At 66.4% G+C, this 14,340-nt stretch carries 13 protein-coding genes; 6 read left to right on the top strand and 7 right to left on the bottom strand.

Annotated features, from left to right (window positions below; translation table 11 throughout):
- Window positions 1-41: 41 nt before the first annotated feature.
- The gene (locus QX039_RS22325) at window positions 42-449 is read left to right on the top strand and encodes a hypothetical protein (protein ID WP_315772365.1); all 408 of its coding nucleotides are present in this window, start codon (window positions 42-44) and stop codon (window positions 447-449) included.
- Between the two features lie 10 nt (window positions 450-459).
- On the opposite strand, the gene QX039_RS22320 is transcribed toward QX039_RS22325, so the two are convergent.
- The 5 genes from QX039_RS22320 to QX039_RS22300 all read right to left on the bottom strand — a co-directional run bounded on the left by QX039_RS22320 (window position 460) and on the right by QX039_RS22300 (window position 7,131).
- Window positions 460-2,754, bottom strand: a complete 2,295-nt coding sequence (locus QX039_RS22320; protein ID WP_315772363.1) for a heavy metal translocating P-type ATPase — start codon at window positions 2,752-2,754, stop codon at window positions 460-462.
- A 99-nt stretch (window positions 2,755-2,853) separates the two neighbouring features.
- Window positions 2,854-3,585: an SDR family NAD(P)-dependent oxidoreductase gene (locus QX039_RS22315; protein WP_315736432.1), complete on the bottom strand. Its 732-nt coding sequence runs from the start codon at window positions 3,583-3,585 to the stop codon at window positions 2,854-2,856.
- Window positions 3,578-4,966 (bottom strand): AMP-binding protein, encoded by a 1,389-nt coding sequence (locus QX039_RS22310; RefSeq protein ID WP_315772362.1) that lies wholly within the window; start codon window positions 4,964-4,966, stop codon window positions 3,578-3,580. Before QX039_RS22310 ends, QX039_RS22315 begins: the two co-directional genes overlap by 8 nt.
- A complete protein-coding gene (locus QX039_RS22305; protein ID WP_315716519.1) occupies window positions 4,953-5,198 on the bottom strand; it encodes an acyl carrier protein in 246 nt (81 codons plus the stop codon). Before QX039_RS22305 ends, QX039_RS22310 begins: the two co-directional genes overlap by 14 nt.
- A 127-nt stretch (window positions 5,199-5,325) precedes the next feature.
- Entirely contained in the window at window positions 5,326-7,131 is a 1,806-nt protein-coding gene (locus tag QX039_RS22300) for a long-chain-acyl-CoA synthetase (RefSeq protein WP_315772361.1), read from the bottom strand.
- Between the two features lie 176 nt (window positions 7,132-7,307).
- Between QX039_RS22300 and QX039_RS22295 the strand changes: the two genes are divergently transcribed.
- Complete coding sequence (locus QX039_RS22295) at window positions 7,308-8,294, top strand: tripartite tricarboxylate transporter substrate binding protein (RefSeq protein WP_315736429.1); 987 nt, start codon at window positions 7,308-7,310, stop codon at window positions 8,292-8,294.
- 26 nt (window positions 8,295-8,320) lie between these two features.
- On the opposite strand, the gene htpG is transcribed toward QX039_RS22295, so the two are convergent.
- Complete coding sequence (gene htpG / locus QX039_RS22290) at window positions 8,321-10,192, bottom strand: molecular chaperone HtpG (RefSeq protein ID WP_315736428.1); 1,872 nt, start codon at window positions 10,190-10,192, stop codon at window positions 8,321-8,323.
- A gap of 68 nt (window positions 10,193-10,260) precedes the next feature.
- On the bottom strand, window positions 10,261-10,779 hold the full coding sequence (locus QX039_RS22285) for a MarR family winged helix-turn-helix transcriptional regulator (RefSeq protein WP_315736427.1): 519 nt from the start codon (window positions 10,777-10,779) through the stop codon (window positions 10,261-10,263).
- Between the two features lie 135 nt (window positions 10,780-10,914).
- Between QX039_RS22285 and QX039_RS22280 the strand changes: the two genes are divergently transcribed.
- The 4 genes from QX039_RS22280 to QX039_RS22265 all read left to right on the top strand — a co-directional run bounded on the left by QX039_RS22280 (window position 10,915) and on the right by QX039_RS22265 (window position 14,235).
- Window positions 10,915-11,457 (top strand): VOC family protein, encoded by a 543-nt coding sequence (locus QX039_RS22280; protein WP_315736426.1) that lies wholly within the window; start codon window positions 10,915-10,917, stop codon window positions 11,455-11,457.
- Between the two features lie 51 nt (window positions 11,458-11,508).
- Window positions 11,509-13,146 carry an FAD-dependent oxidoreductase gene (locus QX039_RS22275; RefSeq protein ID WP_315736425.1) on the top strand — a complete coding sequence of 546 codons (1,638 nt, stop codon included), beginning with the start codon at window positions 11,509-11,511 and terminating at the stop codon, window positions 13,144-13,146.
- Window positions 13,143-13,337, top strand: coding sequence for a DUF2783 domain-containing protein (locus QX039_RS22270; RefSeq protein WP_315736424.1), 195 nt, complete (start codon window positions 13,143-13,145; stop codon window positions 13,335-13,337). The genes QX039_RS22275 and QX039_RS22270 overlap by 4 nt, the downstream gene beginning before the upstream one ends.
- Window positions 13,338-13,584: 247 nt before the next feature.
- On the top strand, window positions 13,585-14,235 hold the full coding sequence (locus QX039_RS22265; protein ID WP_315736423.1) for an Mpo1-like protein: 651 nt from the start codon (window positions 13,585-13,587) through the stop codon (window positions 14,233-14,235).
- Window positions 14,236-14,340 lie beyond the last annotated feature (105 nt).

Below are 14,340 nucleotides of genomic sequence, written 5' to 3'. Positions count from 1 at the left end.
CGAAATCAAATCCCAGTCCCTCCCGCATATTTTAGGCTAATATGATCAACAGGCAGATGACGTCCGGCAAACACATGACGCCATTCTCCGACGTCCGCAGGGATCACAGCCCGGCCGTCCGGCTGGGGCATGATGCGGTGAGTGCGGTGAAGCTGTCCCAGGAGCTCACCGCCGAGATCGACGCCTGGGCGGAGGCCCACCAGATGACACGCTCCGACGCCATCGGCCAATTGCTCACGATCGGCCTGCATGCATCGCGGCCGGCAGCAACAGGGCAGCTCACGTCGCAGGATCCTGTCGCCATCGAGCAGAATGCGATCCGGCTGATCGATCGGATGCTCGACCCGAACCTGTCGGCCGACGAGCGCCAGCGGCGGATTCGCCGCCTGATCGAAGGTCCTGCGGAATTTGCCAACGAGCGGATCGACCTGCCGCGACATCCGGGCTGACGCGAACGGCTCAGGCGGCCGAGCGCGCCACCACGGCCTCGTAGATGTCGTCCTCCTGCGCCGTGTGCATGCGCACCAGCGTCTCGATCGCCTCGATCACCCGTTGCGCATCGCGGATCAGATAGCGGTCCACATGCTCGGACGGCAGATCCTCGACCAGCCGGCCGAGCAGCCGCGCCAGATGCAGGATCTCGCGATGCGCCCGGCTCATCGCCGACAGGCCATGGCTCTCCTGCAGGAGCCGCGCGAGCTTCGGATAGACCGAGCCTTCGTCGTCGCGCTCATGCGCCACGACCTTGTCCTGCACCAGGCCGTTTGCCTCCATGATCAGCGCCACGGCGCCGTCGGGCGAGGCCTCGTCGAGCGCATCGACGATCGAGCGCAGGCGGTCGAGGCCGCGCAGCAGCGCCTGGTGATCATGCCTGAGCCCGCGGCCGTCTTCGGCCGTGATCCGGCCGGCCTTGCTGCGGCCAGCCGGGAACAAAGCGCGGAGCGCGTTCAGGATGACGGCGACGTCGATGGCCTCCTGGGCCAGGGCGGCAGGCACCGGCTGCAGCAGGCCGAAGGCGGCGGCCCCCATCGCGACAAACGACAGGCCCATGCCGACGAAGATGCTCTCCAGGGCGATGCGCCGGGCGCGATGCGCGATCACGATCGCCTCGCCGACCCGATCGAGCCGGTCGGCAAGAATGACCACGTCGGCTGCTTCCGACGAGGCGCTGGCACCACGGGCGCCGAGCGCGATGCCGACATCGGCGGAGGCCAGCGCAGGGGCATCGTTGATGCCGTCGCCGACCATGATCGTGGGATGCAGCCGCTGCTCGGTCTTGACCGCCTCCACCTTGTCGGAGGGGACACGGTCCGCCAGCACGGCGTCGAGGTCGAGCGCCGCACCGATCGCCTGCGCGGCCGCGGCGCGGTCCCCGGTCACCATGACCATGCGCGCGATGCCGGCCTCGCGCAGCCAGCGGATCGCCCGCGGCGTATCCGCACGCAGCTCGTCGGCCAGCAGCAGCGCCCCGATCGGGCGCCCCTCGACGGCAACGAAGACGATCAGGGCTGAACGCCATGACGCCCGGCGGATCGCGCGCGCCGCCCAAGCCGGCGGCGTGCGGCTGCCGAGCACGAGGTCGCGCGAGCCGGCCATCACAGGGCGGCCATCGATCAGCCCTTCGAGGCCCGAGCCCATGGTCTCCCTGACCTGTTCGGGCACCTTCAGCTTCAGCCCGCGGGCCTGGCCGGCCTGAACGATCGCGTGCGCCACCACGTGGTGCGAGGCCTGCTCGAGCGATGCGCAGAGCAGCAGTACCGCATCGGCGTCCTCGCCCGGTGCCGCGTCGACCGAGAGCAGCCGCGCGCCGCCGACGGTCAGCGTGCCCGTCTTGTCGAACAGCACGGTATGGGCACGCGCGAGCGCCTCCAGCTTGCCGCCGCCCTTGACCAGGATGCCGCTGCGCGCGGCCTGCGCGACCCCCGCGATGAAGGCCACGGGTGCGGCGAGGATCAACGGGCAGGGCGTCGCGGCGACCAGCACCGCGAGGCTCCGGATCAGATCGCCCGAGACGAACCAGGCGGCCGCCGCAATGGCGAGGCTGACGGGCAGAAAGATCAGGGCATAGCGGTCGGCAAGCCGCACGAACGGCGCCTTCGCGGTCTGGGCCGTCGTCACCAGCTTGACGATGCCGGCATAGGTGCTTTCTCCCGCGGTGGCCGTGACCACCATTTCGAACGTGTCGCCGGCGTTCACCGATCCCGAAAGGATCGCCATCCCGCGCGTCTTCGTCACCGGGATCGGCTCACCCGTGAGCGCCGACTCGTCGACGACGGCGATCGTCGCTTCGACCATGCCATCGACCGGGATGATTTCGCCGGCGCGGACCATCAGGCGATCACCGACCGCGACGCTGGCGATCGGAACGTTGTCGATGTCGTCGCCACGGCGGCGATGCGCCTCGCGCGGCGCGCGATCGACCAGCGCGCGCAGATCGTGCTCAGCGCGGGCGACGGCAATGTCTTCCAGCACGTTGCCGCCAGCATACATCAGCGCCACGACAGCGCCGGCCAGCGGCTCGCCGAGGATGATTGCCGCGCTCATCGACACCAGAGCAATCGCGTCGACGCCGATGCGGCCGGCCAGGAAATCGCGGACGATCGAGACGATCAGCCCGAGGATAACAGGAACGGTCGAGGCCGTGAACGCGATCCCGGCAAGATCGGGGCGACCGACCACATGCGCGAGCCCGCCCGCGGCGAGGCCCGCGATTGCGATTGCGACGAGGCTCCACCGCAGAATGCGCTCGAACATGGATACCGGTTCCGGATTGCGCCGGCACTATCGCTGCTGCCGCCCGTCGGACGCTTGAGCGAAATCAACGGCAAGAGCGACCGATCGCCGCAAATGGCCTCAGGCGGTATTGCCTGCGTCGACCGTCAGCACGGTGCCGGTGACATTGCGCCCGCCGTCGCCGAGCAGGAATTCAACCATCGCGGCCACGTCATCGGTTTCCGGCAGCCGCCGCAACGCGCTCCGGCCGGCGATGCGCCGCTGTTGCTCCTCGTCCATGCTCTGCGTCAGCTCGGTGGCGATGAAGCCCGGCGCGATCGCGTTCACGGTGATGCCGACCTTGCCGACCTCGCGCGCCAGCGAGCGCGTGAAGCCGTTGGCGGCCGCCTTGGTCGCGCCATAGACGGACAGGCCGTTGTAGCCGGTAGAGGCGATGATCGAGGAGATGTTGATCACCCGCCCTTCGCCCGCGGCCATCATGTGGCGAACGACGTATTTCGTCAGGATCATCGGCGCCAGCACGTTGAGCCGCACCAGCGCCTCGATCTCCGAATTGTGCATGGTCGCGAGCAGCCCTTCAGTGCCGAGACCGGCATTGTTGACGAGACCATAGAGCGGACCGAACTCGTCGCGGACCGACTTCACGAAGGCCGGAAGGTCGTCAACGACGCTGAGGTCGCAGGCGCGGAAATGAATGCCGGCGCTGCTGGCGCTGAACTCGGCCATCGCGGCGCGCAGTTCGTCGCTCTCCCGGCGGGCCACCGCGATGACGTCATAGCCCGCTCCCGCGAGCCTGCGCGCGATGGCGAGCCCGATGCCACGGCTGCCGCCGGTGACGAGAACATTATGCATCGGCGCGCGCCAGCTTGCCGGCCGGTGTGACGTCGAGCGCTGGCACGACGCGGATCATCGCCGGCACCTTGTGAGCCGCGAGACGCGCGCGACACGCGGCGAGGATCTCATTGCGAACCGTCTCACTCCGCGCCGGATCGGCATCCGCCGTCAGCACGACCTCGGCGACGACGATGCCGCCGGTGATCGGGCTGCGTCGCGACTTGGCGCGCGACATCCGCACCTCGGGATGGCCATTGATCACGGCTTCGATCTCTTCGGGATGGACCTTGAGCCCGCCGACATTGATGATGCCGTTGCGGCGCCCGACGAAGTAGTAGCGATCGCCGCGCAGCTCGACCATGTCGCCGGTGTCGACATAGCCGTCCGTATCGGTCAGGGCAGCCGCAGCGCGTCCGACATAGGCGTGCGCCGCGCGCCTGGAGCGGATGCGCAGCGAGCCGTCGACGACCTTCATGTCGACGGCACCGCGGCCTTCGCCGAGCAGCGTCGCAGGAAAACCCTCCAGCCCATCATTGACCGCGAAGCCGACGCCGGCCTCCGTCGAGGCGTAGGCATGACCGATCGAAGCGTCGGGAAATGCCTGCTTCAATCCGTCGAGCACGGCCTGGTCGGCGATCTCGCCTGAGAGACGCACATAGCGCGGCGCAAAGCCGTCGACCGATCCGCTCATCAGCAGCTTGCGCCAATGCGACGGCGTTCCGGACATGTGAGTGACGCCGCGTGCGTTGAGACGCGCGATGTGGTCCGTGAGCCCCTCGCCCGGATCCGACAGCACCATCGAGCCGCCGCCGACGATGGCACGCAGGAAGATCTGCAGGCCGCCATAGCGGCGAATGTCGTAGAAGGTCGCCCACACCGGCATCGCTTCGCCAGGACCTGGACGGTCGCCGATGATCGCGCCGCACAGGCCCTCGAGCGTATGCCCGACAATCTTCGGCACGCCCGATGTGCCTGATGTCAGCATCAGCCATTCGGTGGCGCGCACCGTCTGCACCACCTCGACAGAAGGTTGCGGCAGGGCGACCTCGATCACGAGATCCACGCCGCAGGCGTCGAAACGCTGGACCTCATCGGTCACGATGACGTCGATGTCCGCATCGGCGATGATGCTGGCGAGATGCTCGCCCTTGAGATCCGGCGGACACAACAGCAGGCGCCGCGCGACGCCGTCGATCTCGATCAGCGCGAGGCCGGCGAGCAACTGACCGGAGGTCGCCAGCAGAACCGAACGTCCGTTGAGCTCTTTGGTGCGGCCGCCGAGGCAGCTTCCACGCGAGAGCTCGGCGAGCGATAGGACGTGACGCGGATCGGAGATCGTCCGCTCGGTCAGCGCGGTCCCGAGATGGTCGCGAAGGGCGAAGATCTCACGCGGGGACATTCTCATAGGCCCCGATGAAGTCGCCTATCGTGTTGGGGAACGTCACGTCCTCGGACAGTGTGAATGGATCGACGCCGAGATCGTCCTCGAGACGGGCGACAAGGATGGCAAAAGCGAGCGAGTCGAAGCCGGTCTCGTGCAACGTCAGTTCGTCGGTCAGCGGCGGCAGCTTGACCTTCTGCTCGTCCGCAATCTGCTTGATCGCTGCAATGATTCTTAACCGTACCGACATGGGCCAATCCGCTCACTGTTCAAACGATGAAACCGACCATAGGACGAGAAGGTGAAGGAAGCCGGACTTCCCAGCCATCTTTCGGGACCGTTGGTAAATACCCATCACGGCCTATGATTAAAATCATCTACAAACGAACCTCGCCGGCGAGGATCCGCGCATGGAGATGCCGATCGAGCGGGCAATAGGCACCCGTCCCGGCGTCCCGCACGTAGAGCGGCTCGTGCACGATCGACGGATCGAAGCCGTCGCGCATCAGCTCCTGCTTCTTCTGCTTGAATGTTTCGGTCGACTGCAGCGACGACGTGATGCGGAGCGCCACCGGCCGCGCATAGGGCGGCAACCGGCGGGCAAGTTCTAAAGAGAGGCGATCGAGATCGAAGCTGTCGCCGACGACGAGCGCAGCCATGCCGGCACGTCCGTCCCTGCCGGGCACGACGACACCATAGGTCGATGCTTCCAACACGCCGGGACATTGCAGGATCGCCTCGTTCACCTCGCTGGTCGCGACGTTCTCGCCCTTCCAGCGGAAGGTGTCGCCGACGCGATCGACGAAATAGAAGAAGCCTTGGTCATCCTGGCGCATCAGGTCGCCGGTGCGGAACCAGGCATCGCCCTTCGCGAAGACGTCGCGCAGGATCTTCTTCTCCGTCTCGCCCGTGTCGGTATAGCCCTCGAAGCGGCCGCCTCCCTGGTCCGCCGTACCGATGCGGCCAATGGCCTCGCCGATCTCGCCGCGCGCGCAGACCAGGCACCGCCCATCGGGTCCGCGCAAGGGTGCGCGCTGGTCGGCGTCCAGCTTGATGATTTCGGCGGGGAAGCGATGCGCAAGCAGCGACGGCACGCGCCCGATCGATCCCACCCTGCCCTCGACATTGTAGAGTGAGAAGTTGCCTTCGGTCGCGGCATAGAATTCCAGCACCTGGGGGATGGCGAAGCGCGCCTGGAACGCCTCCCAGACGTCACCGCGCATTCCGTTGCCGCAGGCGAGCCGCAGCCGATGGGCGCGGTCGAAATCGGACGGCGCGGCGGCCAGCAGATAGCGGCAGAGCTCGCCGATATATTGCACCAGCGTGCAATCGTGACGAACGATGTCGCGCCAGAACTTGCTCGCCGAGAATTTCTCGGCGAGCACCGCCGCACCGCCGGCGCGCAGCATGCTGCAGGGCGCGACGATGCCGCCGACGGAATGATAGACAGGCAGACAGTCATAAAGGCGATCGTCGGGACCTGCACCGGTGAGGCCAGCAAACCAGCCGCCCCAGTTCATGATGCGGCGATGGCTGATGCTGGCGGCCTTGGGCAGGCCCGTCGTGCCGGAGGTGTAGATCAGCAGCGCGCGGTCGTTGATCGTCACGGCGCGGCGCTCAGTTGCGTCGAGCGCGTGCGTATCCATCGCGGCGACCGCGACGTCGAGATCGCCGCCGTCGGCAACCCAGACACGCGGCCCGCCCGCGATCACCGGCGCAACCTCCGTATAGGCTTCGTGGAAGTCCTTGGAGACGATCACATGGACTGGCCGAGCCACATTGATGCAATGCGCGAGCGACGGTCCGATGAGATTGGTGTTGATGAGGGCAACCACGCCGCCGACGCGGCTGACCCCAAGCCAGGCGGCCAGGTAGTCGGGCCGGCTCGGCATCATCAAAGCGACCGTGTGACCAGGCCCGATGCCGTTGGCCAGCGCCCAGCGGGCGTATTGGTTGATGCGCGCAGACAGGGCGGAATAGCCCAGCGTCTCGCGATCGGAGACGAGCGCCGGCCGCTCGGGCTGCTTCGCAGCCCAGTCGTCCACCACGTCGGCGAACAGCCGCGCCGGCTCTGCCTCGATGCGCGAGGTCAGCTCGATCGCCTTCAGCCAGATCTTTGCTGCCGACGGCCTTCGAGGGGACGTGCTGAGTTCCACAGACCGGTCCGCCCGCTCGGAGTTCATGACTGCCCCCACCTCAATCCGGGGCGCTTATAGGCCCACCGGCCTGACCAGCCGTTAACCGGGAGGGTTAACCGGCCGAGAGTGCGTCGCTGTTGATGCGAATGCGATCCTTTACGAAGTTCTCGGAAATGCCGGTTAGCGTACCGCTCCCAGAACATGCCAACGCGAAGGCCGGCATGCCCAAGGACACGATGACACGACGCGCATTGCTGCACTGCGCCGCCTGGAGCAGCGTTGCAGCCATGACTTCGACCACGGCGTTCGCCGGGGAGGATTCGCCCTACCCGACGCACCCTGTCACCTGGGTCATTCCGTTTGCCCCGGGTGGGGCCACCGGCCGGCTGTCGCTCTTGATCTGCGACCGGCTGACCCGCCGACTGGGCCAGCCCTTCGTGCTCGATCACCGGCCGGGTGCGGGCGGCGCGACCGCCACCAAGAACGTCGCGAGCGCCCCGCCGGACGGTTACACGATCCTTGCGACCTCGACCGCCAACGTCATCACGGCCTCGACCGACGGCCCGCCCGGCGCCGACGGCGATCTCATCCCCGTCGCCGGCATGGCGCGCATGCCGCTGCTGCTGTTGGTCAGCCGGCAGCTGCCGGTCAAGACGCTGCCCGAATTCCTGGCCTATGCCAAGGCCAACCCGGGCACGCTCAGCGTCGGCTCCGCCGGCCCCAGCACCGTGCAACTGCTGTCGGCCGAGCTGTTCCGGACCCTCGGCGGCATCACCTGGTCCACCGTGCACTATCGTGGCTCGGGGCCGGCCCTGACCGACCTCGCCTCCGGCCACATCCACGCGATGTTCGACAACGCCGCTTCCGCCGTCGACCTGTTGCGCAGCGGCAAGGTCCGGGCGCTGGCCGTCTCGACCCGCGAGCGCGCCGCCGCCTTCCCCGATCTGCCGCCGGTCGCCGACGTGCTGCCGGCGTTCGAAACCTCCGGCTTCTATGGCGTCGCAGTGCCGCACGGCACGCCGGAAGCCATCGTTGAGCTGCTCAACCGCGAGATCAACGCCGCGCTGTCCGATCCCGACATCAGCAGGCAGTTCGCGGAGGTCGGCGCCACGCCGCTCACCGGCGACGTCGGCGTCTATGCCGCGACCTACCGCGCCGAGATCATGCACTGGCGCAAGCTGGTCCCACAGGTGAGCGCGAAGAACTGACCTCCGCGCCCGGCGACCCGCCTGCCTCAGGCCGCCGCGACGCCCTGCAGCACCAGCCGGTTGAGCCGGGCCGCGAACGCGGCCGGATCCTCCGGCAGTTCGCCGTCGAGAATCTGCGCCTGCTCGAGCAGCAGGAACGACAGGTCGTCGACCTTGGCCTTGTCGGCGGCGGCCTTCGCGACCGCGACGACCAGCGGATGGCGCAGATTGATCTCCAGAATCGGCTTGGTGCGGGCGCCGCGCGCCTGCTGCGACAGGATGCGCTCCAGCTCGCGATCGGGACCATGGCTGCCGGCGACCAGACACGAGGCACTGGTGGTAAGCCGGGTCGAGACCTTCACGTCGGTGACGTGGTCGCCGAGGCTTGCCTTGATCAGCGCGATCGTGTTGGCCTCGTCGGCGGCCGGCTGTGCCTCGTCCTCGGGCTTCGGCTCGGTCACCGGGATCGGATCGAAGTTGATGTCGCCCTGGCTCAGCGACTTCAGTGGCTTGCCGTCGTACTCCAGCCGTGCCGAGGTCCAGAACGCATCGACCGGATCGGTGAGCAGCAGCACCTCGACGCCGCGCGCCTTGGCGGCCTCGAGCCGCGGATTGGACTTCAGCCGCTCGATGCTGTCACCAACCAGGAAATAGATCTCGGTCTGGTTCTCCTTGAGACCCTCGACATATTGCTTCAGCGATCGCCGCTCGCCCGATGTCGTGGTGAAGCGCGACAGCGCCAGCAGCTTGTCGCGGCGCTCGAAATCCTCGTACAGGCCTTCCTTGACGACGGCGCCGAACGAATCCCAGATCTTGTCGAAGTTCTCGGCGTCCTTGTCGGCGAGCTGCTCCAATTCGCTGATCACCCGCGTCGTCACCGCCTTGCGGATCTGGGCGAGCTGCGGATTGTTCTGCAGCATCTCGCGCGACAAATTGAGCGGCAGGTCCTCGCTGTCGATCACGCCGCGGATGAAGCGCAGATAGGCCGGCATCAGGTCGGCGTCGTCGGTGATGAAGACGCGCCGGACATAGAGCTTGACCTTGCCCTTGCGCGCCGGCTCGAACAGGTCGAACGGCTTGGTCGACGGCGCGAACAGCAGCACCGCATAGGAATAGCGGCCCTCGGCGCGGTAGTGCAGCGTCATTGCCGGCTCGTCGAACGCGTGCGCAATCGACTTGTAGGCCTTGCTGTAATCCTCGGACGTCAGCTCGGACTTCGAGCGCTGCCATAGGGCGCTGGCGGAGTTGATCTGGCGCGGCTCGCCCTCCTCCGGCACCAGCATGATCGGGAACTGGATGTTGTCGGAATAGGCGGTGACGATGCGCTCGATCTCATAAGCTTCGAGATACTTCCTGGCGTCGTCCTTGAGGTGCAACACGATCTCCGTGCCGCGCGCCACCCGCTTGGCGTCCTCCTCGGACGCGGGTGCGACCTCGAAGCCGGCGCCGCCGGAGGAGGTCCAGGTCCAGACGTCGTTCTCGCCGGCGCGCCGGCTGATGACGACGATGCGGTCGGCGACCATGAAGGCCGAGTAGAAGCCGACGCCGAACTGGCCGATCAGGCCGGTGCCGTCCTTGGCCTCGGCCAGCTTCTGCACGAACGCCTTGGTGCCGGAGCGGGCGATGGTGCCGAGATGGTCGATCAGTTCCTGGCGCTCCATGCCGATGCCGCTGTCGGCGATGGTCAGCGTATCCGCCGCCTTGTTCGGAATGATGCGGATCTGCGGCGGCTCGCCCTCGCCGATCAGGTCGGGCCTGGCGATCGCCTCGTAACGCAGCTTGTCACAGGCGTCGGAGGCGTTCGAAATCAGCTCGCGCAAGAAAATGTCGGTCTCGGAATAGACCGAATGCACCATCAGATGGAGCAGCTCGGAGACTTCGGCCTGGAAGGAATGGCTAACGGTCGCGGTGTCGGTCATCGTCGTGCGTTGGCCCATGCTATCAAGGGTGGAGAGAGACCGTCGATATAGCGCGGCGGCGGCACCGATCAAGCCTTCCGACCGGGGGGATCACCGGCCGATCGTTCGGCGGCCGCGAGCAGCTTGTCGATGACCGCGTCCAGGGTGGCGATCTCGGCGGCCGAAAGCACGCTCAGCAGATCGGCCTCGCGCGCCAGCGCATGGGGCACGATTCTGCGGTACAGCGCCCTGCCGGCGGCCGTCAGCGCTACGATCCGCTCCCGTCCATCCGCGAGATCGCGGCTGCGGCTGACGATGCCGCGTGCCTCCAGGCTCTGCATGGCGCGGCTGACGTTCATCTTGTCGAGCGTCGTCAGCCGGCCAATCTCCTTGGTCGGCAACCGCGGCTGCTCGCCGAGCGCCGCCAGGATCCGCCATTCCTGGCGCGACAGCGCGAAGCGGTCGGCATAGACCTCCGCCACCGCCAGCGACACCTGTTCGGCGAGCCGGGCCAGCCGGTAGGGAAAATAGCGCTGCAGCCGGAGCTCGCGCTCCGTGGCCGCTTCGCCTTGCTTGCGGTCGCGAATGTCGGTGACCGGCTTTGTCATTGCGTCCTCTGCCCCTCGTTCCTTCCAACGATCCCGGCGACCTCGATCCGATCCTGATCCGGTTGATCTGGATCAAAGCCAAACGATCGTATCATTCGTTACTATTCTGCCAACAACGATCATGGGAGGACAATCATGCAGATCGAGAAGATCCATCACGTCGCCTATCGCTGCGTCGACGCCAAGGCCACCGTCGAGTTCTACAAGAAGGTCCTCAACATGGACCTGCTCGGCGCCATCGCCGAGGACAAGGTGCCCTCCACCAAGGCGCCCGATCCGTACATGCACATCTTCCTGGATGCGGGAAACGGTAATATCCTCGCCTTCTTCGAGCTGCCGAACTCGCCGCCGATGGGACGCGATCCCAACACCCCGGAATGGACCCAGCACATCGCCTTCCAGGTCAAGGACATGGAGGAGCTCGAGGAAGCGAAGGCACGCGCGGAGGCCGCCGGCCTCGACGTCGTCGGGATCACCGACCACACCATCTTCAAGTCGATCTATTTCCACGATCCGAGCGGCCACCGGCTGGAGATCGCGGCCTGGACCGCGACGCCCGACCAGATCGCACGGATGAAGTCGGTCGCCCACGCCATGGTGGACGAATGGGCGACCACCAAGAAGCCGCCGCGGCACACCGCCTGGATGCACGAGAAGGAATTCGCAGGCAGCGACTGAGCGATTGCTCGTCCCGACAGTCCCGACCGCAACGCGCCAGGCGAGGCAGCCATGAGCAACTATGTCTATCCGCGATTTCCCTATGTCTGCTCGGCGGAGCAGCGCAGCGGCGAGACCCGCCGCCATCCGATCGTCGTGATCGGCGCCGGGCCGATCGGCCTGACGGCGGCGCTCGATCTCGCCGCCCGCGGCCAGCCCGTCGTCGTGCTCGATGACAACGATACCGTCAGCATCGGCTCCCGCGCCGTGTGCTACGCCAAACGCCCGCTCGAGATCTGGGATCGGCTCGGTTGCGCCGCGCCGATGGTCGAGAAGGGCGTCAGTTGGAACATCGGCAAGGTCTTCTTCCGCGACCAGCTCTCTTATCAATTCGATTTGCTGCCCGAGCCCGACCATCGCTGGCCGGCAATGATCAACCTGCAACAATACTATCTCGAGGAGATTCTGGTCGATGCCTGCAACAGGACTCCGCTGATCGATCTGCGCTGGAAGCATCGGCTGGTCAGCCTCAAGCAGACCGACGACTTCGCGCAGCTCGCGGTGGAGACGCCGGACGGCATCTTCACCATGGAGGCGCAATGGGTGATCGCCTGCGACGGCGCCAATTCTGACACCCGGCGCATGGTCGGCGCTGAGTTCAAGGGCCAGTTCTTCCAGGACCGCTTTTTGATCGCCGATGTCAGGATGAAGGCGGAGTATCCGACCGAGCGCTGGTTCTGGTTCGATCCGCCGTTCCATCCGGGACAGTCGGTGCTGCTGCATCGCCAGTCCGACAACATCTGGCGCATCGACTTCCAGCTCGGCTGGGACGCCAATCCGGACGAAGAGAAAAAGCCCGAGCGCGTGATCCCACGCATCCGGGCGATGCTCGGCGAGACCACCGAATTCGAGCTGGAATGGGTGTCGATCTATCAGTTCGCCTGCCGCCGGATCGACAATTTCCGTCACGGCCGCGTCCTCTTCGCCGGCGACGCGGCGCACCAGGTGTCGCCGTTCGGCGCCCGCGGCGCCAACACCGGCGTGCAGGACATCGACAACCTCGCCTGGAAGCTGGCGCTGGTGCTGCGCGGCGAGGCGCCGGAGAGCCTGATCGACAGCTATCACGAGGAGCGCGCCTTTGCCGCCGACGACAATATCCTGAACTCGACACGGGCAACCGACTTCATCACGCCGAAGACGCAAGCTAGCCGCCTTTATCGCGACGCCGTGCTCGACCTCGCACAGAACCACAGCTTTGCGCGGCCGCTGGTCAACAGCGGCCGGCTGTCGACGCCGACACCCTATGTCGCGTCGTTGCTGAACACGCCTGACGGCGGGAGCGTCCCCGGGGCGATGACGCCTGGCACCAATGCCGCCGATGCGCCGGTGACGATCGCGGGACAGCCCGGCTGGTTGCTGAACTGCCTCGGCTCGGGCTTCACGGTGGTCACCTTCGACAACGCCGTCACGGCCGAGCAGCTCAGCATCGACGGCATCACGGCGCGGGTGATCGTCGTCGGCCGCGACATCGCTGATGCCAAGAGCCTGCTCGCGGCACGATACGGTGCCTCGCCCGGCACGACCTATCTGTTCCGTCCCGATCAATATGTCACCGCCCGCTGGCCGCAGTTCGACGAGAACGCGATCACGGACGCGGTCCGGCGCGCCTGCGGCAGGCGCGGCGCGGTCCAGCAGGAGCTTGCGGCATGAGCCTGACCCTCACCCCGAATATCAGCGATCCCGACGACTTCTATGCCGAGCTGATCGGCGGCCAGCGCGACCTCAGCGAGGACGAAGCCCTGCGCATGAACGCCAGGTTGGTGCTGCTGCTCGCCAACCATATCGGTGACCGCGCGATCCTGAGCGAGGCGATCCGGCTGGCGAGGTCGCCCGCCGGCTGATGCAGGCCGCGACACGCCACATCGGCAGCCGGCTTTGATCCGGATCAAAGCCGTTTCTCCGCATTTTGCGGCAGACAGAGAGACCAGCCTGCGAGTCGTGCGCCGGCACAGAGTCCGCTCGCTTGCGCACATTGCGGCTCCCGATCCGCTCCCGGTCGGTTTCATTGTGACAACATCATAATGTCACGCCACCTTCACTGAAGGCCTCTACGTCTTCGCCTCGTTCCACAACGGCACGGGGATTCGCATGTCGCGCTACTACAAGACGCTGCAGACGCAGCGCTTCGACGACTATCGCTACTATCATCAGAGCCGGATCAATCAGACGCTGCACCTGATCAGCGCCGTGATCTTCCTCGTGTGCTATGCGCTGCTGTTCAAGGATCCGGCGATGGCCGGCCTGGTCGGCTGGCTCGCGATGCTGACGCGGCAGACCGGGCACTTCTTCTTCGAACCGAACGGCTATGACCACGTCAACGGCGTCAGCAACGACTACAAGGAGGCGGTCAAGGTCGGCTACAATCAGACTCGCAAGATCGTGCTGCTGACGGTGTGGGGCCTGGTGCCGGTGGCGCTGTTCGCGTTTCCGACGCTGTTCGGCCTGTTCGCCGAGCCGGCCGGCCGGATGGACTTCGTCCGCCACGTCGGCCTGCTCTGGCTTGCGGTCGGCATCGGCGGCGGTATGTTTCGCGTCATCCAGCTGTTTGCAATGCAGGATGTCTCGACGGGCCTGATCTGGGCCTTCAAGGTGCTGACCGACCCGTTCCACAACATCGCGCTGTATTGGAAGTCGCCGCTGGCGCTGCTGCGCGGCGAGCTCATCGATCCGACCATCAAGGACGCCTCGCATTGGGGCGCCGCCGAGGACGAGGCCGAAGAAGCTGCGCATCTCACCTGATCGCGAGTTCCCGCCGCCGGCCGGTCCTGCGGCGGGAGTTCTCGAACAGAGGGGCTGCAACAACATGGAACAACTCTCCTGCTACGCCGTTGCGGCCTCAGTGCT

Origin of the sequence: Bradyrhizobium sp. SZCCHNR1043 (assembly GCF_032489675.1) — a bacterium.
GTDB lineage: Bacteria > Pseudomonadota > Alphaproteobacteria > Rhizobiales > Xanthobacteraceae > Bradyrhizobium.
Note: the sequence above shows the minus strand (reverse complement) of the source record. Positions and strands in the feature narration are given on the sequence as shown.

Excerpts from the sequence above, each read along its gene's own strand:
- QX039_RS22325 (WP_315772365.1), top strand. The coding sequence starts at position 42 with ATGATCAACAGGCAGATGACGTCCGGCAAACACATGACGCCATTCTCC.
- QX039_RS22320 (WP_315772363.1), bottom strand. The coding sequence starts at position 2,754 with ATGTTCGAGCGCATTCTGCGGTGGAGCCTCGTCGCAATCGCAATCGCG.
- QX039_RS22315 (WP_315736432.1), bottom strand. The coding sequence starts at position 3,585 with ATGCATAATGTTCTCGTCACCGGCGGCAGCCGTGGCATCGGGCTCGCC.
- QX039_RS22310 (WP_315772362.1), bottom strand. The coding sequence starts at position 4,966 with ATGTCCCCGCGTGAGATCTTCGCCCTTCGCGACCATCTCGGGACCGCG.
- QX039_RS22305 (WP_315716519.1), bottom strand. The coding sequence starts at position 5,198 with ATGTCGGTACGGTTAAGAATCATTGCAGCGATCAAGCAGATTGCGGAC.
- QX039_RS22300 (WP_315772361.1), bottom strand. The coding sequence starts at position 7,131 with ATGAACTCCGAGCGGGCGGACCGGTCTGTGGAACTCAGCACGTCCCCT.
- QX039_RS22295 (WP_315736429.1), top strand. The coding sequence starts at position 7,308 with ATGCCCAAGGACACGATGACACGACGCGCATTGCTGCACTGCGCCGCC.
- htpG (WP_315736428.1), bottom strand. The coding sequence starts at position 10,192 with ATGACCGACACCGCGACCGTTAGCCATTCCTTCCAGGCCGAAGTCTCC.
- QX039_RS22285 (WP_315736427.1), bottom strand. The coding sequence starts at position 10,779 with ATGACAAAGCCGGTCACCGACATTCGCGACCGCAAGCAAGGCGAAGCG.
- QX039_RS22280 (WP_315736426.1), top strand. The coding sequence starts at position 10,915 with ATGCAGATCGAGAAGATCCATCACGTCGCCTATCGCTGCGTCGACGCC.
- QX039_RS22275 (WP_315736425.1), top strand. The coding sequence starts at position 11,509 with ATGAGCAACTATGTCTATCCGCGATTTCCCTATGTCTGCTCGGCGGAG.
- QX039_RS22270 (WP_315736424.1), top strand. The coding sequence starts at position 13,143 with ATGAGCCTGACCCTCACCCCGAATATCAGCGATCCCGACGACTTCTAT.
- QX039_RS22265 (WP_315736423.1), top strand. The coding sequence starts at position 13,585 with ATGTCGCGCTACTACAAGACGCTGCAGACGCAGCGCTTCGACGACTAT.